20 protein-coding genes are annotated in these 20323 nt (G+C 45.0%); 7 read left to right on the plus strand and 13 right to left on the minus strand.

Annotation, left to right across the window (positions count from 1 at the left end; all coding sequences use genetic code 11):
* Nucleotides 1-17: 17 nt before the first annotated feature.
* The 7 genes from motA to H8K27_RS16195 form a co-directional block, all read right to left on the minus strand.
* The gene (gene motA / locus H8K27_RS16165; RefSeq protein ID WP_186864215.1) at nt 18-878 is read right to left on the minus strand and encodes a flagellar motor stator protein MotA; all 861 of its coding nucleotides are present in this window, start codon (nt 876-878) and stop codon (nt 18-20) included.
* 145 nt (nt 879-1023) lie between these two features.
* Entirely contained in the window at nt 1024-1827 is an 804-nt protein-coding gene (locus tag H8K27_RS16170) for a class I SAM-dependent methyltransferase (protein WP_186864216.1), read from the minus strand.
* Nucleotides 1828-1845: 18 nt separating this feature from the next.
* Nucleotides 1846-2400: a flagellar transcriptional regulator FlhC gene (flhC, locus tag H8K27_RS16175; protein ID WP_186864217.1), complete on the minus strand. Its 555-nt coding sequence runs from the start codon at nt 2398-2400 to the stop codon at nt 1846-1848.
* Nucleotides 2401-2434: 34 nt separating this feature from the next.
* On the minus strand, nt 2435-2752 hold the full coding sequence (gene flhD / locus H8K27_RS16180) for a flagellar transcriptional regulator FlhD (RefSeq protein WP_176801927.1): 318 nt from the start codon (nt 2750-2752) through the stop codon (nt 2435-2437).
* 516 nt (nt 2753-3268) lie between these two features.
* On the minus strand, nt 3269-3997 hold the full coding sequence (gene dnaQ, locus H8K27_RS16185; protein WP_186864218.1) for a DNA polymerase III subunit epsilon: 729 nt from the start codon (nt 3995-3997) through the stop codon (nt 3269-3271).
* Nucleotides 3990-5414, minus strand: a complete 1425-nt coding sequence (tilS, locus tag H8K27_RS16190) for a tRNA lysidine(34) synthetase TilS (RefSeq protein ID WP_186864219.1) — start codon at nt 5412-5414, stop codon at nt 3990-3992. Before tilS ends, dnaQ begins: the two co-directional genes overlap by 8 nt.
* The gene (locus H8K27_RS16195) at nt 5411-6385 is read right to left on the minus strand and encodes an acetyl-CoA carboxylase carboxyltransferase subunit alpha (RefSeq protein ID WP_186864220.1); all 975 of its coding nucleotides are present in this window, start codon (nt 6383-6385) and stop codon (nt 5411-5413) included. The genes tilS and H8K27_RS16195 overlap by 4 nt, the downstream gene beginning before the upstream one ends.
* A gap of 487 nt (nt 6386-6872) precedes the next feature.
* On the opposite strand from H8K27_RS16195, the gene H8K27_RS16200 reads away from it, so the two are divergent.
* The 5 genes from H8K27_RS16200 to H8K27_RS16220 are packed head-to-tail and all read left to right on the plus strand — an operon-like array spanning nt 6873 to nt 11165.
* Nucleotides 6873-7898: a nuclear transport factor 2 family protein gene (locus H8K27_RS16200; protein ID WP_186864221.1), complete on the plus strand. Its 1026-nt coding sequence runs from the start codon at nt 6873-6875 to the stop codon at nt 7896-7898.
* A gap of 17 nt (nt 7899-7915) precedes the next feature.
* Nucleotides 7916-9172, plus strand: a complete 1257-nt coding sequence (locus H8K27_RS16205; protein ID WP_230419446.1) for a L,D-transpeptidase family protein — start codon at nt 7916-7918, stop codon at nt 9170-9172.
* 11 nt (nt 9173-9183) lie between these two features.
* A complete protein-coding gene (locus tag H8K27_RS16210; RefSeq protein WP_186864222.1) occupies nt 9184-9837 on the plus strand; it encodes a peptidylprolyl isomerase in 654 nt (217 codons plus the stop codon).
* A gap of 38 nt (nt 9838-9875) precedes the next feature.
* Nucleotides 9876-10364 (plus strand): peptidylprolyl isomerase, encoded by a 489-nt coding sequence (locus H8K27_RS16215; RefSeq protein ID WP_176801933.1) that lies wholly within the window; start codon nt 9876-9878, stop codon nt 10362-10364.
* A 9-nt stretch (nt 10365-10373) separates the two neighbouring features.
* A complete protein-coding gene (locus H8K27_RS16220; protein WP_186864223.1) occupies nt 10374-11165 on the plus strand; it encodes a UDP-2,3-diacylglucosamine diphosphatase in 792 nt (263 codons plus the stop codon).
* A 7-nt stretch (nt 11166-11172) separates the two neighbouring features.
* Here H8K27_RS16220 and H8K27_RS16225 read toward each other — a convergent pair whose 3' ends face one another.
* Nucleotides 11173-11862, minus strand: coding sequence for an ABC transporter ATP-binding protein (locus H8K27_RS16225; RefSeq protein ID WP_186864224.1), 690 nt, complete (start codon nt 11860-11862; stop codon nt 11173-11175).
* A gap of 10 nt (nt 11863-11872) precedes the next feature.
* Between H8K27_RS16225 and H8K27_RS16230 the strand changes: the two genes are divergently transcribed.
* Nucleotides 11873-12523: an arylesterase gene (locus H8K27_RS16230; RefSeq protein ID WP_186864225.1), complete on the plus strand. Its 651-nt coding sequence runs from the start codon at nt 11873-11875 to the stop codon at nt 12521-12523.
* Nucleotides 12524-12526: 3 nt separating this feature from the next.
* The gene (mnmH, locus tag H8K27_RS16235) at nt 12527-13588 is read left to right on the plus strand and encodes a tRNA 2-selenouridine(34) synthase MnmH (RefSeq protein WP_186864226.1); all 1062 of its coding nucleotides are present in this window, start codon (nt 12527-12529) and stop codon (nt 13586-13588) included.
* Between the two features lie 23 nt (nt 13589-13611).
* On the opposite strand, the gene ccoS is transcribed toward mnmH, so the two are convergent.
* The 5 genes from ccoS to H8K27_RS16260 all read right to left on the minus strand — a co-directional run bounded on the left by ccoS (nt 13612) and on the right by H8K27_RS16260 (nt 20209).
* Nucleotides 13612-13755 (minus strand): cbb3-type cytochrome oxidase assembly protein CcoS, encoded by a 144-nt coding sequence (gene ccoS / locus H8K27_RS16240; RefSeq protein ID WP_186864227.1) that lies wholly within the window; start codon nt 13753-13755, stop codon nt 13612-13614.
* A 2-nt stretch (nt 13756-13757) separates the two neighbouring features.
* On the minus strand, nt 13758-15995 hold the full coding sequence (locus H8K27_RS16245) for a heavy metal translocating P-type ATPase (protein WP_186864228.1): 2238 nt from the start codon (nt 15993-15995) through the stop codon (nt 13758-13760).
* A 39-nt stretch (nt 15996-16034) separates the two neighbouring features.
* Nucleotides 16035-16280 carry a heavy metal translocating P-type ATPase metal-binding domain-containing protein gene (locus H8K27_RS16250; protein ID WP_186864229.1) on the minus strand — a complete coding sequence of 82 codons (246 nt, stop codon included), beginning with the start codon at nt 16278-16280 and terminating at the stop codon, nt 16035-16037.
* Between the two features lie 77 nt (nt 16281-16357).
* Entirely contained in the window at nt 16358-18853 is a 2496-nt protein-coding gene (locus H8K27_RS16255; RefSeq protein WP_186864230.1) for a bifunctional diguanylate cyclase/phosphodiesterase, read from the minus strand.
* Nucleotides 18854-19279: 426 nt separating this feature from the next.
* Complete coding sequence (locus H8K27_RS16260; protein WP_230419448.1) at nt 19280-20209, minus strand: endo alpha-1,4 polygalactosaminidase; 930 nt, start codon at nt 20207-20209, stop codon at nt 19280-19282.
* Nucleotides 20210-20323 lie beyond the last annotated feature (114 nt).

Here is a 20323-nt window from a genome sequence, read left to right on the forward strand (position 1 = left end):
AAAGCCTAACAATTCAATTATTTAGATTTTGATTGTTTAATATGGTCTTCCAGTTCAGCAAAAGCCGGACGCTCCGTAGAGTACAGAACCTTGCGTCCAAACTCTACGGCCAATGCCGGCGCATAACCATTAAGGCTTGCCAGCAGCGTCACTTTGATGCATTGAAAAGTTTTTGAGGATTCGTCGAGTTGCTGCTCCAGCAAACCGGCCAAAGGGCCGACAAAACCATAAGCCAGCAGAATACCCAGGAAAGTACCCACCAGCGCATGTGCAATCAATATCCCCAATTCTGCCGGAGGAATACCGACGGACTCCATCGTATGAACGACGCCCATGACTGCAGCAACAATACCAAACGCAGGCAAACCATCACCCAGCTTTGCAATAAAATGAGAAGGAACAGCGCCCTCATGATGGTGCGTGTCGAGCTCGTTATCCATCAGATTTTCGATTTGAAAGGCGTCCATATTGCCAGATACCATCAGACGCAAATAGTCACAGAGAAATTCCATCAAGTGATGATCATGAACGATGGCCGGATATTTGCTGAACAATGGGCTTTCTTCAGGTTTTTCAATATCACCTTCAATAGACATCAAGCCCTCTTTCCTGACTTTTGTCAGCACATCAAACAGCATCGTCATCAATTCCATATACAAGGCTTTGTTGTACTTAGAACCCTTAAAAACGGCAGGAAGTGCTTTGAGTGTCGCTTTTAAACTTTTTGCGTTATTCCCAACCAGGGAGGCGCCAATGGCGGCACCACCGATCATCAGCAACTCCAATGGCTGAATCAAAACAGCCAGGTGACCGCCTGACATAACAAAGCCGCCAAATACTGAACCCAGTACCACGATATAGCCGACGATGACTAACACGGAATTACACTCCTCGATTGGAAAGTTATATTTAAATATCTTACGCCAATCATATCAGTCCATTCCATAGGATTCATTACAAATTGATGTAAATCGAGGGACTGATATATATTTCTTTCAAAAAACTTCTGAAGTCACAACATATTTACAAATACCAGACATGCAAAACACGATCGTCATTTTCTAACCTGATTTTAATGTCTGGAACAGCATCCTCTATCGCAAATTCATAGCTCATAAATATGCTCCCCGGTTGCATCTCATCTTGCACCTTTTTCCAAATTTGTGGCATGACAATCGGGGACAAATAAGCAAAAACAACATTAAATTTTTCAAAATTTAAATTTTCATATCGCCCAAAATGAAATTCGAAATTTCTATGCGGGTAGCATTTTGATTTGAGCATGCTATACAGCCATGGAAAAACGGCAACCTCAATCCCGTAAAAATTCCATTCGCTTCTTAACGTACTAAGTTGAAAATTCAATCCTCCAAAACCGCTGCCAATATCGAGAAAGCGAATATCCGCTCTATCTGGAATGATCTTTACAATTTCGTATGGCAAGTATTTACCAGAAGGAAAAAATGGAACCCTTGTCATCAAGGTGGCTCCAAAAATTAAAAATAGTCCAAAGAAAATACCTAAACTGAACAAAGGAGATAACTGCATATAAAGCGCAAATATCAAAGCAACCGGAAAAATGAAATTCAGTATGTGCCACCACCATTCGAGTTTGGATCGAATGGAAAACCACAAAGACAATAATGAAGGAAGAAAAAAAACCGGGTATGTGATGAATATCTGAGCAAATTGATACTTCAAGAGAAAAAGTAGAAAAAATGCAAATAAAAAAGCCATGATTTGTATAATCATGGCTTTCATAATAACGAAACGGGCAATATTCTGAGACTGAGTTTTCTTTTGATACTCTCGCGACAACAAATCCAAACAAACCTCCGCTACATATCAAGCCACCATTTCTAAATCAGTAGCTGTTTCTTTAATTTTTTTCGTCTTCCCTGCCCTGGATGGCATATGGCAAAGACCACATTGATAATGATTATTCAAATCAAGTGAATGTGCAACAAAATGCCCGCCACACTCAGAACATTTTGCAAAAGTTAGCATTTTACCTTCAAAAAAACGCACCAACGTCCAGGCACGGGTCAAAGATAATATCGCTTCATCGGGCTGCGAGCATCCCACCTGTTCAAGATAAAGACGATACGCTTTAATGATTGCATCGATTCCCGATATTTCAGCATGATCGTTCAGGTACTTATAAATATTCATAAAGAGAGAAGAATGAATATTCGGCTGCCAGGTGGTGAACCAATCCGCTGAAAATGGCAGCATTCCTTTTGGCGGCGAAACTCCTTTTAATTCTTTGTAGATTTTCAGTAATCGCTCGCGAGACAGGGATGTTTCAGACTCGAGCAGTTGCAGTCTGGCTCCGAGATTGACCAGTTCAATCGCTAATTGAATTTCATTTGCTTCATTAACAACACTTTTGCCAGCCATATTAAACTCCTGTCATCAATCATTAAACGTTGAATTAATGGATTTCTTCAACAGGCTGACCGGCCATTAAAATGGCAGCATGAGAATGAGCGAGCGCACGTTCTTTATTGTAGTTTGTCAACATACACAGAATTGAGCTGTCCTCGAAACGAAACCGAGCCAGCATCATATTTGATCCTGCCAGTTTCAGAATTTGCGAATTATTCAGCCCCTCGATCAAATCGGCAATTTCTTTACCGATTCCAAGTCGGAAAATGGCGGTTGCTTTATCCGCACGGATCATTTGTTGAGCCAGCATCAGATAGCTCAAATTAGCATCGCGGATTTCAGCCATCATGTCATTTTGTGTCATGTTCGTACCCTCCAGTCTATTTCCCGGGCAACGTTTGTTGCCGATGAGACAGATTGTGAGTGAGCACAAAATTGATCGATATAGGCGGGACGAGGGATTTTAATTCAGAAAAACAGGAAGAATCCCGTAAGACAAAATCTTACGAGACAATAAACATTAGAAATCACAAAAAAATACACTGCAATTTAAATAATTTGAAGATTTGCGCTTCAAATTTAAAAACCACTTAAAATCAACAGGTTAGATAAAAAAATCCATAAACCTGTGTCTGCGATATAACCATTAACGGCATGAAAATTCAGAACTTTAGGGTTTTCGGAAAAAATTTTCAAAAATATTTTTCCTACATTCTGTAACGGCAAAGTCTCAAAAAACTTTAATTTTTTATTTTGGAATTTAAGTTTTTTAGCTTTGGTGTGGGAAAGCGACAACGCGCAAATTCATAAAAATTGACAAAAAGAAAATTTATGAATTTTCGCGTCGCTATTTACGAAGGGGGGAATTGACTGGGTTTGATTAAACAGGAGATATTTTTTCACTTCTCCAAATGCAGCTTTCTTTTAATTGCTTATCAAGTCCGTTTAATGCCGCATTATGCTCAAGAAGCTCTTCAGCAGTAGCTGATTGAACAATAATGTCTGACAAATCAACATCAATGATTACAGTTTCTTCAATAATTTTAGGTTCGTCTTCCGGCAACTCAATTTCAAAACTGTTCTGCCCTCGCGACATCGCCAGAAATACGTCTGCCAATAATTCCGCATCCAGCAACGCCCCGTGCAATTTACGATGAGAATTAGAAACATCGTAGCGATCACACAAAGCATCAAGGGAATTACGCTTTCCAGGATGAAGTTCTTTCGCCTGAACCAAGGTATCCGTAACAGTGTCAATGTGATCAGAAAAATTGCCTAGCCCTAGTAAATTCAATTCTGCATTCAGAAATGACAGGTCAAAAGGTGCATTGTGGATGATGACCTCAGCATCTTTGACATATGCCAGAAATTCGGCCGCAATCTCACTGAATTTAGGCTTATCACGCAGAAACTCTGTCGTCAGTCCATGAACAGCCAATGCGCCTTCCTCAGAATCACGCTCAGGATTAATGTATTGGTGGAAATTATTTCCAGTGAGCTTACGATTGATTAGCTCAACACACCCAATTTCAATAATACGGTTTCCATCTCTGGGGCTCAGGCCTGTTGTTTCAGTATCAAGTACGATCTGTCTTAATATCTTATCCATTGCACATTGCTCTTTCAGTCGTTTTATATTCGATCCATTCTAATTGAATCCGGTTACCTTCAGAAAAATGACAGTAACTCGACTGCATTCCAACATTTGCGGCGAATAGTAGCTCCCCTCTCAAAGAAACGAAAGGCAGCCTTTCTCTGACCCAAAATGGAATTTTCATTGACTGGTAATGATTTTTAATGTCGCGGGTTGGACGGTTTTCAGCCAGCTTTAGTTTTTCGCCACCACGTCGCAAATGCAATGTCAGCATTTGCTGGCTGAGCCAGTCGGGCTCCAGCCCATAATCTGTCTTGTTGAAAAAAAGAGTTCCACCAAATTGATCAAAATCCAGTGAAGGCTCTCCTGACCATCGAAAATGAAGCTCAGGAATTTGCTCTTTTTCTGCCCGGGAGATCGACGCAACAATATAAATCCTGTCCTGATAACGGTGAAATGCGAGATTGTCGTGATATACAGTAATTTTTGCATCACAACGTGCTTCAAACAATTGCTTGCGAATTTCATTCAAACGAGATGTTGTCGGCATTTTTGAATCCAATTGCGCCAACCAGAACCGAAATACGTTATTTGCTCTCTCCACGCTCAAGGATTCGAGTTTGGGAACAAGCAAAACATTTTCAGTATGGCAATATTGGAAGTCCTTCTCTGCCAAATCATCAATTAACTTCCGCGCTGAACGCATGTGCAAAGCTGTTCTTGCAATTCGTTTGGGGAAACCAGGAGAGATTTTCTCTAAAACAGGCATCACCTGATGTCTCAGTGCGTTACGCAAAAAACGCGTATCCGAATTTGATTCATCATTTATGCAGGAAGCACCGCTTGCCCGGACCCACTCTTCAAGGTTTTCCCTTGTTTCGGCAAGCAATGGCCTCATTAGCATCAAGTCCGGCGTCCCCAGCAAAGATGGGGCAAAATTAAAACAATCCATGCCCGACATTCCAGCTACACCGGATCCCCTGAGCAGCTGCATCAGCAAAGTTTCTGCCTGATCATCCAGATGATGCGCAGTCATTACGTGACATATCTGGAGTGAATTGCAAATATCTCCCAACGCACGATAACGCGCTTCTCTTGCACTTGCTTCGAGACCAGTGGCGGCAATATTTTCCGGATTCACTTTCCTGGAATGGAAATGAATCCCATGGACATTGCACATTGACTGGCAATGTGTCAGCCATGCATCTGCATTTGGACTCAAACCATGATGGACATGAATTGCATGCAGGGGAATGTGTCGTTGCTGGCAATAAGCCTTACTTAAAAGCAGCAATGCTGTTGAATCAAGACCACCGCTATAAGCAATCGCTATGCCCTGCTGAGGGGGCAGGACTTTCAGTTGATCAAAATAAAAGTCCAGTTCTTTGGTAAAACGCTGGAGCAAATGACTACGATAAGGATCCGATTTCATTCGGCAATCTTGGTTTCCTTGAATTTGCCATAGCTCATGAGTTTCTCATGACGGGCGCTAAGCAGATCCTTGGTCTTAACGCCTTGAAATTGGCGAAGGGTATCTGCCAATGCGCGCTTAACCAGTGCGCACATCTGTTTCGGATCACGATGTGCCCCGCCTAAAGGCTCATTGATAATTTTATCGATCAGCCCCATTGCCTTGAGACGGTGCGCAGTCAATCCCAGAGCCTCTGCCGCGTCAGCAGCGCGATCCGAGGTTTTCCAAAGAATGGACGCGCAACCTTCCGGCGAAATCACTGAATACGTTGCATATTGCAACATCAGAACTGCATCCCCGACAGCCAATGCCAGCGCGCCGCCAGAGCCACCTTCACCGATAATTGTCGCAATCAGAGGCACCTTCAGTTCTGCCATGACATAAAGATTATGTCCAATTGCTTCGGATTGTCCCCGTTCTTCCGCATCAATGCCTGGCCATGCGCCGGTTGTATCAATGAAGGTAAATACCGGGATATCAAATTTCTCAGCCAGCTTCATCAGACGCATCGCTTTGCGATAGCCTTCCGGTTTTGGCATACCGAAATTACGCAAAGCACGTTCTTTGGTGTCGCGTCCTTTCTGATGACCAATTACCATGCAGGATTGCCCATTAAACCGAGCCAGGCCGCCCACAATAGACAAGTCATCCGCAAAACTACGATCACCATGCAACTCATGGAAATCAGTAAAAATCTGGTTAATATAATCCAGAGTATATGGCCGCTGTGGGTGTCGCGATATTTGGGAAACCTGCCAGGGAGTCAGCTTTGCGTAAATATCTTTTGTCAGCATCTGACTCTTTTTGGACAGCCGGTCTATTTCTTCTGAAATATCCACCGCTGAATCATCTTGGACAAAGCGTAATTCTTCAATTTTGGATTCAAGCTCGGCAATTGGTTGCTCAAAGCTCAAAAATGTCGTTTTAGTCATCGTGCCTCCTTAAGTCCACACGAGTTAAAAATATTCCTGTCTCGTCAGTGCCAATGCAGAGCATTTGCTGCCGCCATGGCGGCGCGATGCGTGTGACAAGGATGCAAAGCAAGACATCACCAGATAAAAATTCCGACTACGTGTGCAAATTCTCGGAAAAATATCAGAACGGGGCAGATTAAATATCAAAACCAGTCACTCTGTCCAGTTTTAGTATTATTTTTCTCAGAATTCAAAGCAGAATTTTTACTCACAGTCAAGAAAAGCACGACCGGTTATTTTTAATTACCTGCAGAAACAACACCCATCAGTATATGTCACCAATTATGGATATTTTTCATCTGATAAAACTATTGAAAGCAGATATGTTCCCGGATAACGAAACCAAGATGGGCACATCTTTGATAAGATGATGCCGTACCAGTTTTAGTATACCATTGCTGCCTTCCTGTTCAGTCAACCTCAGATAATTCTAAGCTCGAACACCATGCGCCAGACTTTAAAAAAAATTATTATCATTTCCAGTCTCTCCTTCGCTTTTTTATCAGTGGCTGCATATGCTGACGATGCTGCGGATATTGGAAAATTACTGCGATCCGGCCAAACTTCTGAAGCTTTGCAAAAGGTAGATGCCGCGTTGGCAATTCGTCCAAAAGACGCTCAGATGCGTTTTCTGAAAGGGTTGATTCTGACGGAACAGAACAAAACGACTGAAGCGATTAATGTTTTTATGAAGCTCACAGACGATTATCCGGAGTTGCCAGAACCATATAACAACCTTGCGGTGCTGTATGCGTCTTCCGGACAATATGATAAGGCACGTGCGTCACTGGAAATGGCAATCCGCACCAATCCTACTTATGGGACAGCACACGAAAATCTGGGCGACGTGTACGCAAAATTGGCCAGCCAGGCATACGACAAAGCGTTACAGCTTGATTCAGGAAATACAACGGCCAAGCTAAAATTGACATTGGTTCGTAATCTGGTTGGGAATACTACGGGTGGAACGAATCCCAAAAACAATCCGTCTCCTGCAACACAAGTGGCTCAGCTTGCTGCGCAGCCAAAATCTGCCGTCACCAACAAAATAGAGAAGATTGAACCGGAAACCGCGAAGTCAGTTGAAACAGCCAGCGCTTCTAAATCTAAGGCCCAACAAACTCAGGATAAAGAAGATGACGAGGTAATCAAAGCAATCGAAAACTGGGCCAAAGCCTGGAGCAACAAAGACACCAATGCCTATCTCGCCCATTACGCAAAAGATTTCCAAACACCCAAAGGTGAATCAAGAAAAACATGGGCAGAAGAACGCCGAAACCGGATTGAGGGCAAAGGCAGAATCAGCGTAAAAATAGAAACGCCGAAAGTAAGCCTGGATGGTAATAGTGCCACCGTGAAATTTCGCCAGATTTATACTTCCGACCAGTTGACTGCGAATAGCCGCAAAACCATTCTCATGATTAAACAGGATGGAAAGTGGCTCATCAAGCAGGAGCGCGCGGGTAGCTGATGTTTTCCGCTGTGCTTATGATGACTTCGGGTCTCAGAAAGAACTCGAGGCAGGCAGGTGCTTTCTTCCTTTTTTTGTGCCTGACTATTCTCCCTTTCATCACATCCGTCGCCAATGCTGCGACGAAGATGCGCTCATCCAGAATTATTCCGGCTGAATCTGGCGCAGCATCAGTGAATCCCGATATGCTGCTGATTGAGGTATATCAAAATCTCTCTGAGAACAAATTACAATTAGCACAAACAAAAATTGATGAGCTGACCGAGGCTTACCCTAACTTCCAGTTGGCCCAGCTCATTAAAGGAGACTTGCTATTAATGCATACGCGCCCGGTTACCAGTTTCGGTGCAGGGTTCAGCGCGGCACAAGGTGAAAAATTAAAAGAATTGCGTGACGAAGCTGCAGCCAGAATTCATGCGTTCAGAGAAAAACCGGCTCCCGGATTGATTCCGCGCCCTGTACTCCAGCTTCGCGATGATCAGAAACAGGTTATTCTGGTGGACGCGAAGAAGTCCCGGTTATATTTGTATGAGAATGATGCGGGGCAATTGAAATTACTGAGCGATCATTACGTCAGTCACGGGAAATTCGGTATAAACAAATTCAAAGAAGGTGATCAAAAAACACCGATCGGGGTTTATTACATCACAAGCCATTTGTCCGGAAGCAAATTGCCGGATTTTTATGGCCCCGGAGCACTCCCCTTGAACTATCCGAATGACTGGGATAAGGTCAACGGCCGCGGTGGCTCAGGTATCTGGCTGCATGGCGTGCCATCCACCAGTTTTAGCCGCCCCCCTTTGGCTTCGGATGGTTGTGTAGTTTTGACCAATCCAGATTTTTTGAAAATTGCCGCTTCCGTTGATATCGGAAAAACTCCAGTCATCATCGCAGAACAGATTGAGTTCATTCATGCAGCAAAAGCAAATGCAGAAAAACAATTAGCAAATAAATTACTGGAAGACTGGCGCCTGGATCTGGAAAGCCAGAATATGAACCGGATTCTGGCAAACTATTCACGTAACTTTAAGACCATGCAAGGCGATACGCTGAACTCTTGGTTCATAAAACAGAAGACGGGGTCGGACGGGGGTACGCCCGTCATCAGATTGCGCGATATTACACACTTTCGCTACCCTGGCAACGATGAAATGATTGTCAGTACATTTACCCAGGAAACACTGAGCGGAAAAATAAAATCAAGTAATAGAAAGCGTCAGTACTGGATCAAAGAAGCGTCCAAATGGCGCATTATTTTCGAAATTAACGTCTGAAAGGTTTATTTATGCAAACTTTTTTAAGCGGACTTATTCTGGCATTGACAATCACACTGCTTCCCGGACAGTCGATGGCACAGAGCTTTCCGAAGGTTTCAATCAAAACGAATTTAGGGGAAATTGTTGTTGAGTTATACCCGGATGCTGCGCCAAAAACAGTAGAAAATTTTTTATCCTACGTCAAAGCAGGCCAATATAAAGGAACCATTTTTCACCGGGTCATTGATAATTTTATGATTCAGGGTGGTGGTTACGATAAAAACATGAAAGAAAAGCCAACCCGTAAACCGATTCCTCTGGAGGCTGCACAAGCATTGGAAAAAGGCCTGAAGAACGATCTGGGCACGATTTCGATGGCAAGAACAGAAGACCCCAATTCAGCAACGGCGCAGTTTTTTATTAATGTGAGAGATAATGACTTTCTGAATCATCAGATATTGCCAGAAGGTGATCCTGTTGAATTTAATTATCGTGGCAATATGGTCAAAGCACCGCGAAGCAAAGCGTTAATCGCCACTGCGGGGTACACACCTTTCGGCAAAGTAATCAAAGGAATGGAAGTTGTAGAGCAAATCAAGTCCGTCCCAACAGGCGATGCGTATATGATGCAAAACGTCCCGCAAAAGCCGATCATTATTCAATCTGCGACTGTAATAAAATAACTACATTTTTAATTATCTACTACTCAACAAGGACCATCATGGCTGTCATCCTGACCACAAATTTAGGTACCATCAAAATCGAGCTGAACGCAGAAAAAGCCCCAAAAACTGTCGCCAATTTTCTGGCATATGTGGAGGCGGGGCATTATGCAGGCACGATTTTCCATCGCGTGATTGATGGATTTATGATTCAGGGCGGCGGCTTTGAGCCTGGCATGAATCAAAAAGAGACTCAGGCACCGATTGACAACGAAGCCAATAACGGTCTGAAGAATGAGCGCTACTCCATTGCAATGGCCCGTACAGGTGCGCCACACTCGGCAACCGCTCAGTTCTTCATCAATACTGCTAACAACAGTTTCCTGGACTATCCGGGACAAGATGGCTGGGGATATTGCGTATTTGGCCGTGTAAGCGAAGGCACCGAAATTGTCGATAAAATTAAAAGCGTCAAAACATCCCGTTCAGGCATGTTTCAGGATGTGCCTGTCGAAGATGTCGTCATCGAAAAAGCAGAAATCGTCTGATTATTTTTGATGGCAACACCTCTGCATTCTTCCCTGAAAATAACGCAACCGGAGCCGGTTGCGTTATTTGTTTCTGATATTCATCTCAGTCCCACCCAGCCCTTAACAACCGCTGCTTTTTTGGACTTCCTCCACCAACATGCGCCCAAGACACCAATGCTGTTTATTCTTGGAGATCTGTTCGAATATTGGATCGGCGACGATGATATTGGCGATCCATATCATCGGCACATCGTTGAAACACTGCAAAAATTAAAAAACAGCGGTACCAACATCTATTTTATGGCAGGGAACAGGGATTTTCTGATTTCAGATGAATTCGCAAGGGTAACTGGCGCAGAAATTCTCCAGGAACCATATCTGCTACAGGCAGCAGGACATAAAATCGTTTTATGCCATGGTGATGCGGAGTGCACTGATGACACTGACTATATGGCTTTCCGTCAGCAGGTTCGTCATGCTCAATGGCAGCGCAATTTTTTAGCGCTGCCATTGGAGCAAAGAAAATCTATGGTGCAAGGAATGCGCGCAAGCAGTCAGGCTGAGCAACAGAAAAAAAGTATGCAAATCATGGATGTGAATCAGGATGCGATAGCAAGGCTCGTTCAATCTGCCGGAGCCGATCTGATGATCCATGGTCACACACACCGGCCAGCTGAACACGCCGGTGACAGTTACCGCAGACTGGTGTTACCGGATTGGGATTATGACTCCGCAAATCCAAGAGGTGGCTGGCTTGAGCTGTATGATGACGGAAAACTAATTTCCTGCCCGCTGGACCAGGCATATAATCCAGCCTGAGTATCGTTCACCTCCGGCTACCGGAATCACCTTCGGATAAATGACCCGCAGTAATCGTGAGTATTCTGCCGCAACGCTCAGCGATAGACATATCGTGCGTGACTAAAACCAATGTTGAATTGCGTTCACGGTTCAGTGCAAACATCAGTTGAATAATCGCCTCCCCCGTTGTGGCATCAAGACTGCCAGTCGGCTCATCAGCAAACAGTAAAGGCGGCTCAGTGACAAATGCACGCGCTAACGCCACTCGCTGCTGCTCGCCGCCAGATAAAAATTTAGGGTAATGACGCAACCTGGAAGAAAGGCCGACATGTGTCAACATTTGTTCAGCCTTTTCTTTTGCGGATTTATCTCCTTTTAATTCCAAAGGAAGCATCACATTTTCCAGGGCAGTCAGATGCGCCAATAATTGAAAGGACTGGAAAACGAAACCCAGCTTATCCTTGCGAAATTTTGCACGCTGATCCTCGTTCAGGGTAAAAATATCGATGCCATCCAGCAGAACAGTCCCCTTGCTGGGCGTATCCAGACCTGCGAGTATGCCAAGTAAAGTGGATTTACCTGATCCCGATGCACCGACGATTGCAAGCGTTTCTCCCGGCTGCACTGTAAAATCGATACCATTCAAAATAGTGAGATGTCCCGATGCGTCCTCAACCTGCTTGCTCAGGCCACTCACTGTAATTGCTGCTTGCATAGGATGTTCCATGAATTCTTTTCTGTCTGTTCGCCGGATAACTCTGAACTTGTTCAAAGTGTCGTTTTTGCTTTTTTCATTCTTAGTGATTAGTGACGCTTATTCTGCATCAAAAACAATTCTGGTGCTGGGGGATAGTTTATCTGCAGAATATGGTCTTGCACGCGGACAAGGTTGGGTCAGTTTGTTAGAAAAAAAACTGGTAGAAGAAAAAATACCTGCCAGAGTCATTAATGCCAGCATCAGCGGTGAAACATCCATCGGTGGTAAAAATCGCTTACCGGACCTGTTAAATCAGCATCATCCCGATATTGTGATTATCGAACTGGGTGGAAATGATGCATTGAGAGGATTACCGCTCAATAACACTGAAGACAATTTCCGCACCATGATTCTTAACGCAAAAAATCAGAATGCAAAAGTGCTGCTTGCCGGAATGCAGGTTCCGCCGAATTACGGAAAAACATATACCCAACAATTTTTCTCGATGTATCAGAAGCTTGCGCAGGAACAGAAAATCCGGCTGGTGCCGTTTTTACTCGAAGCTGTTGCAAATAATAATCAACTATTTCAACCTGACAGAATTCACCCTGTGGCAGCAGCACATCCAATTATTTTGCAAAACATATGGGGGCAACTGCAGCCCTTACTTAAAAAATAAGCTATGAAATATCCTGCAATTTCCACTATCGACCAAGTCGTCCCCGAATTAGCGCATTTTGATACCGTCATAGATGTCAGGAGTCCCTCTGAATACGCTGAAGATCATTTGCCCGGTGCAATCAATTGCCCAGTTTTGAACGATGAGGAACGGGTTCAGGTTGGAACGCTTTATAAACAGGTCGGTTCCTTTGAAGCGAAAAGACTGGGTGCCGGCCTGGTTGCAATGAATATCAGCAAGCATCTTGCTACGACACTGGCGCAGAAACCCCGCGAGTGGCGGCCCCTGATTTATTGCTGGCGAGGTGGCAACCGCAGCGGCTCTATGGCACACATACTGGCGAAAATTGGCTGGCCCGTAACGCAACTTGACGGTGGTTACAAGGCATACCGGAATCTGGTTAATCAACAGTTAGCAGGCTTGGTGGACGGTATTCAGTGGCGTGTTTTGTGCGGCCCAACAGGAAGTGGTAAAAGTCGGTTACTAAATTGTCTGGAAAAAATGGGAGAACAGGTGCTTGATCTGGAGGGACTGGCTTGCCATAAAGGTTCCGTGCTGGGAGATATTCCAAGTCAAAAACAGCCCTCTCAAAAATATTTTGAAACGCTGCTATGGGAAAAACTCAGAACCTTCGATAAAACAAAAAAAGTTTATGTCGAAGCCGAAAGTAAAAAGGTGGGTAATCTTCGCGTACCGGAATCCATCATGACAAATATCAGGGAAGCTGCCTGTATTTCACTGGAACCATCGATTGAATATCGTGTTCAGTTTCTGATGGAAGATTACCCACACTTTATTCAGCAACCTGAGAAACTCAATCGGCAGCTCGACTATCTGGCGCATTTGCATGGCAAAGAGAAAATCCAGCAATGGAAAGAATGGGCACATGCCGGCACCATCGAGAAGCTGGTCACCGATTTACTTCAACTCCACTATGACCCTGCTTACAATAAATCGATCAGAAGAAATTTTGTGCAATTTCCCCATGCGACGTGCATTCAGCTGGCTCGCCTGACGGAAGAAAATTTACAACAGGCTGCAGATTTTATCCGCAAAAATACCTGAGCTTCATCAACAAAAATCAGATGTCAGCCATCAACATCGTCCACGATACGCTGCCCTTCCTGATCGAGTTCATCGAACTGGCGATGGCTGATGGCCCACCAGAATACTGCCCCGATAGCAAAGACAACCAATAAACTTAAAGGTACAAGCAAATACAAGATGTCCATATTCAGGTCTGATCAGCAGCCATTGCATATTCCGGCTGGGGTAAAAGATATAAGCGCAACGCATTGAGTACCACAATTAATGAACTGAGCGACATTCCTAAAGCTGCATGCCATGGTTCCAGCCAGCCGACCACCGCAGCAGGGATTGCAATCACATTATAAAGAATCGCCCATGCCAGATTTTCACGGATAAGGCGAAATGACTGGCGGCCTATGCGGAAGGCAAAAACCAGATCACTCAAACGATTGGAGACTAGCAGCAAATCACTGCGTGTCTGAGAAATGGGGGCGCCCTGCCCCATCGCCACGGCCACGTCGGCCAGCGCCAGTGCAGGACCATCATTCATACCATCACCAACCATTGCGACAATGGCTCCCGCTTCCTGAAGTTGCCTGATCTGGGCAAATTTATCAGCAGGGCTACGCTCAGCCCATACATCGTGGATACCGCAACGCTCGGCTACCTCTTCAACGGTTTCCCGGCGGTCGCCAGACATCAGCATCACTTTTTTTCCCGATTGCTGAAGCTGATGAACGGCGTCGACGGCATCATTCCGCAGCACATCTTCCAGCGCAAACAATAATAAATTACTGCTGGCTTCTGTCAAAACAGAAATAGTTCTGTTCTTTAAATTTTCCGCAAGTATGACAGGGAGATGGTTCATTGCTTCAGCAAATGCCAGACTTCCCAAACGATAAACGCGTCCATTCACACAGGCTTCCACGCCGCCACCTGCGATTTCCCGTAATCCGGTGACCTCCATGTCCGATACAGCACCGGCATGTTTTGCAAGGCCATCCGCAATTGCCCGCGCCACCGGGTGCGAAGAACCCGATGCCAGCAGAAAAGCTAATTTCTCTGCCAGCAATTCATCCTGTGTGCTGAGATGGATAGTGTCTGACAAACGTAACTTGCCAACAGTCAGCGTACCTGTTTTATCGAAAACAATATGAGTCGCTTTGGATAAAGTCTGAATTGCCTTGCCATGTTTAATCAGTACACCATTTTTTGCCATCAATCCAATAGCAGCAGACATAACACCGGGAGTTGCCAGCGACAACGCGCAAGGACAAGTGACGACAATCACACTGATCGCAATCCAAAGTGCGCGTGAAGGCTCGATATATGCCCAGACTAATCCTGTAATAAGCGCGATCAGTAAAATCAAGGTCAGGAATCTGCTGGCGTGTCGGTCGGCCAGCAAGACGATCGGTGGCTTTTCAGTCGCAGCGGTTTCCATCATCTCAATCAATGACGACAAGCGAGTCTGATTTCCTGTTTTGTCTGCCCGCATGATCAATCTGCCGCCGACATTCATCGCCCCGGCGATCAGTTCATCACCCGCAGTCTTTGCAACGGGCTGAGACTCACCCGTCATGAGCGCCTCATCACAGTCGCTGCTACCCTCCAGAACAATGCCATCTGCAGGAATATTCTGCCCGGGAGTGATGAGCAACACATCATTGGCAGCTAACTGGTCTGCATCAACCTCTTCGATCCGCATTGAAGCGGGATAATCTGGCAATCGCTGCGCCTTTACCAGGCTCAATTCGGTCAGTATGCGCAAGGCAGCCGTGGTTTTTTTCTGTACCCGGTCCTCAATCAGTCTCGCTCCCAGCAGGAGAAAAACAAACATGATTACTGAGTCATAATAGACAGCACCGCCATTAAATGTAGCCCAGACGCTGGCAAAAAACGTCAGCAAAATACCCAGAGAAACCGGAACATCCATCCCGACATGATGGTTGCGGATATCCCGCCAGGCCGACTGAAAAAAAGGAAGGGCAGAAAATCCCATTACCGGGACGGCGATCACCATGCTGGCAATTTTCAGAAGTTTGTCCAGATCGGGAGTCAGATCACCATCAATCTGCGGTACCGGTACAAGATACGCCGGAAAGGCATACATCATGACCTGCATCATGGCAAAACCAGCAACAAACAAACGCCATAGCGCCAGCTTTTTTCCCTGCCGCTCCTGCTCGCTATCCGACTGAGCCAGGGGAAATGCCCCATACCCAAGCTGAGTAATAGCTTCCAGAATGTTTTTGAGACTGGTCTTGCCTGATTCCCACGATACGTCGGCTTTGTGACTTGCAGCATTGATCCTGAAACTGTGTACGCCAGCAAGTTGTTTTAGACGGAATTCAATCAGCTGCACACAAGCTGCACAATGCATACCGGACAAATTCAGTTTCTCATGTTCTAAAAAGTCTTTTTCGTCGTGACGATTTGGCATGTGGTGATTAATTTGATTAGTGCCCTGAGCATCCACAATCTATTCCATTTCCCGCTCTGCTTTTGTCTGCAGATACTCGGGAATTAAGTGATTTTTTTCGATGGTCTTTAAAACTGCCAGGCAACCATGGCAGCAGACAGGTTGTTCTGTCCCGTTAAAAACCACATAAAGCGTTTTTTTGGGAAAGGATTTCTCCCCGCAATGATAGCAAGTGATTTTCTCTGTCTTATTTTTGGCGGGAGTCCATAAATTGCTCAGCCACTCAGGAAAAGTCATTGCCATCATGATGTCAAAATAAGTATGCAGTATGTCGATATATTATCGGAAATCCATCAATAATTATTGATGTGAGTCAACCTGCTTCAGCTGGCAGAAGCTACCTCTTCCTGATGGCTGGCGATATATGCAGACATGAATTTCTCAAGTTCTGCTGCAGACAATGGTTTCGATAATAGATACCCCTGGATCTGATCGCAACCGAAGGAGCGTAAAGTCTCCAGGACTTCACTCTCCTCCACCCCTTCTGCAATTGTCACCAGATTCAAGCCATGTGCCATTTGCACGATCGCCCGCACAATGGTGGCGTCATTTCCGTTCGTATTCAGCTCCCGCACAAACGATTGGTCAATTTTCAGTTTATCAATATTAAAACGCTTCAGATAAGAAAGGCTTGAATAGCCTGTGCCAAAATCATCAATAGATAGTTTGATACCCCGTGACTTCAGGCGTTTCACGCAAGCAAGCGCATGTTCTGCATTTTGTATCAGGATGGACTCAGTCAGCTCAAGTTCCAGCAAAGCAGGATCAAGCCCGGTTTCATCCAGTGCGGCGAATACAGATTGCTCTACATCACCGCGCCTGAATTGAACTCCGGACAAATTCACCGCCATCTGTATGCGATATCCAGCTATCTGGTTCCATATCATTGCCTGCTTGCAGGCTTCTCTCAGCACCCAGTCACCAATCGGAACAATCAGGCCGCTCTCTTCCGCAATTGGAATAAATTTTGCAGGGGAAACGATCCCCATTTCGGGATGATTCCATCTTATCAGCGCTTCCACGCCGACAATTTCTCCTGTATGCAGATCAAGCTGAGGCTGATAATGCAACACCAGTTCCTGACGTTCGATGGCATGCCTTAAGCCATTACGAAACGCCATATAATTCGATGCATCTGCATTCATGTCATCATCAAAAAACCGGTATATGTTCCGCCCGGCGTCTTTGGCGCGATACATCGCGATATCCGCATTTTTTCTGAGGCTGTCAAAATTCTCGGCATCATCAGGAAAAATTGAAATCCCGACAGAAGCGGATGTGGTTAATTCCCGGTGATTTACGTAAAAAGGTTTTTGCAGATTTTCAATAATCTTCTCAACCACCTGCACAACGTCTTCCGTTTTAGTCAGATCGGGAATCAGGATTAAAAACTCATCTCCGCCGATTCTGGCGACGCTATCAATCTTACGCACACATTCTTCAAGACGTCTGGCCACGTCCTTCAGCATCGCATCGCCGATATCGTGCCCAGACGAATCATTAATTTTTTTAAAGTGGTCAAGATCCAAAAACAACAAGGCAAGTTTGACCTTTTTCGTGATTGCATACGATTTAAACTGTTCAAATCGATCCTGCAACATAATCCTGTTTGGAAGCGCCGTCAGCGGATCATGATATGCCAGAAATTCAATTTGCAGTTCAGACATTTTTCGCTTGGTGATATCACTGGTCACGCCACGATATCCGGAAAATTGGCCATGCTCGTCGCAGACAGGGCTTGCGCTGGAGGATATCCAATAAATCTCGTTATTTTTCTCGATTTTGCAGATCAAATCCTTAAAAGATTCTCTCTGCGACGACTTCATCCGGTAATCACTCCACTCAAAGTTCACAGGAATCAGCGCATCAATTTCCCACGGCCGGACCCTGATCAGAAATTGATAAAAAGCCGGAGAAACCCCTTTTGAAATCTGACTGAAACGAAGCTGCTCATCCTGCTCCCAAAACCAGTCCGCCGATAATTCCGTTAACGCCCTGAATCTTTCTTCACTTTCACGAATTTTTTGGTAGGGCTGCCTGATCGCAGAAACAAAGACACTCTGGTACAGAAGATAATAGGAAAGTACTTTATAAAAATGCCCGAAACTATTCAAAAAATCAGAGGGTGCAAGGTAGTTAGAAAAAACCGCTTCACCTAAGGCCATGATCAAACATGACGTTGCAAATGCATTATTCCGCGCCGGTTCCCGCTGGTCTGCACCCCAGATAAAGACTCCTGCCAGCAAAACATCGAATCCTAATAAGGTGTATTCATATGCCGACTTCAGTCCCGTCACGCCAGTACCTTTAACGTACAAAACCGGCATATTGCTGATTTCAAAAGTTCCAAGCCAAAAAATCACGCCAGCACAGCCGCCTGCGAGCAGCAATCCAAGCCAGTTACTGATTTTGATTTTTATCTGAAAAGCCAGCAATGCTAATGTCAGCAACACCAATGTCCGCCCGGCAAGCCAGAAAAAAATAGCGCGCTGAGTCGAATTTTCCGTGACCAGTTTCGGCATCCCATCATAGGTCAACGCATGCAACAGATCCACAACCGCCACCGTGCTGAAACCAATCAACAAAACAGCCGAGTCTGAATGCGCACGCATTTCATGCTCATACCAGGAAACAATTGCAATCAGAATCGCCACAATCACCGCAAATAATTCAAGCAGTAAATGCAATTGCAGCAAAGAGGAAGAGCGATCTTCGAAAAGATTAAAGGGAGGAAGTATGCGGACAATCAATAAGGAAATGAATAAAGGAATCAGAAGCCTGCTATTTTTTTTCCAATACTGTGCGAAATTAGTCTTCATCCGCTGTCCCATTTTTATAAAAGCAGGAGTGATCGCAGCTTTACCCCAGCATGTTGTAGATGCAAGTCTTATTATGCAGGTATCAGCATGGATTTACAGCGGAAGTTGACTCGCTTAGTCAACTAATTGACATCGTGCGATCTTGCGAATAAGTTCGCCTCAAGACGCTATTTCATGATCACAACAGGGTCGTGGCATTGCCATCGGCCTACAAACGAATAAACCTGAGCAGGCAGGGCTTGCGGCCTCGCTCAAGAAGGGTGCAATGAATTTGATCCGGTCCACATGCCGTTGATGTGAAACTCAGGAGAGTTGCGCTTTCTCATAATGCAGGAAAAAGCGCAATATCATTTCTTATTCGATGCCCGGTTGAGATGATGACTGAAATCCAAAAATCGCGGTCAAACCAAGACTCCGCAAAACAGATTACAGATCACAACTATAACGATACTTATCATCCAACATGAGCGGCAGCACGAGTGTATGAAACCGCCGTGCTGCCGCATCAGCGCAGAGTGTCTGACGCATAATGGGGTCGCTGCTATACACGGATGCATACTCGGCATTGAATACCGGTTTATTGTTATTAATAAAAATTTGATAATTATCACACTCATTGAATTCGTGACATTGCTCATTAAGCGCAAAATCAAAATCACCGACCAGGTCGGAGAGTTGGTTGATATCATTCTTCAAGGCAATTGCCAATCCCCGTTGGTGCGATTCATTGGCTAGAAACCGGTTGTAATCTAATTGAGTCGCTGCCGTTAAAGGAAAGCCGCTACGATTAACATAACCATCGACATTATCTGGCTCGACGCCATTACACCCTTTGGCCACAGCAAGATCCAATCGTGCCTGCATCATCTGCCGCACATTGCTTGAGCGTGTATCTAACCAGCGCTCACCAGCCCATCCGGTAAGATTATTACCCATGTCCGCAGCTTGGAATTGAGAAAAATCAGACCGCCAATTTTCCGAACTGCCGGCAGAAAAATAACACACCACTTTCTTACCCGCTGCCTGCAATGACTGAATTGTTGCCATTGGCGTATCGAATAAGTCAACGTCGTAAACTGACACGGCATACCCCGTATTAACAGTACCTCTCAGTTGCCACTGCCAGGTATCGCTCAATACCGGATGCCAGCGAGGTGCAGACACTGAGGATGTGGTGCCTCCGTTACCGCCATTGCTGCCGGTAAGAGAATTACCACTCGCACTGACACTTCCTCCGCAGCCCGTAAGGAATATCGCTATGCAAAGAAAAAGTACCAAGAAAGAAAAATTCCGAACGGGGAAAAAATCTTTTTGACTCATCAATCGGAAATGGACTTGATCTGACAGCAAAACCATTCTTGCCTCCTATAATGTTTCATCGCTTTCATGCCGATAACAGCAACCGAGCTGATTCGAATATCGGTCAGACTGATAATCACGCAGTTTAACTCAGGCTCTTTTAATGCCGGT

The organism is Cognatundibacterium griseum (assembly GCF_014284195.1).
Taxonomy (GTDB): domain Bacteria; phylum Pseudomonadota; class Gammaproteobacteria; order Burkholderiales; family Burkholderiaceae_D; genus Undibacterium; species Undibacterium griseum.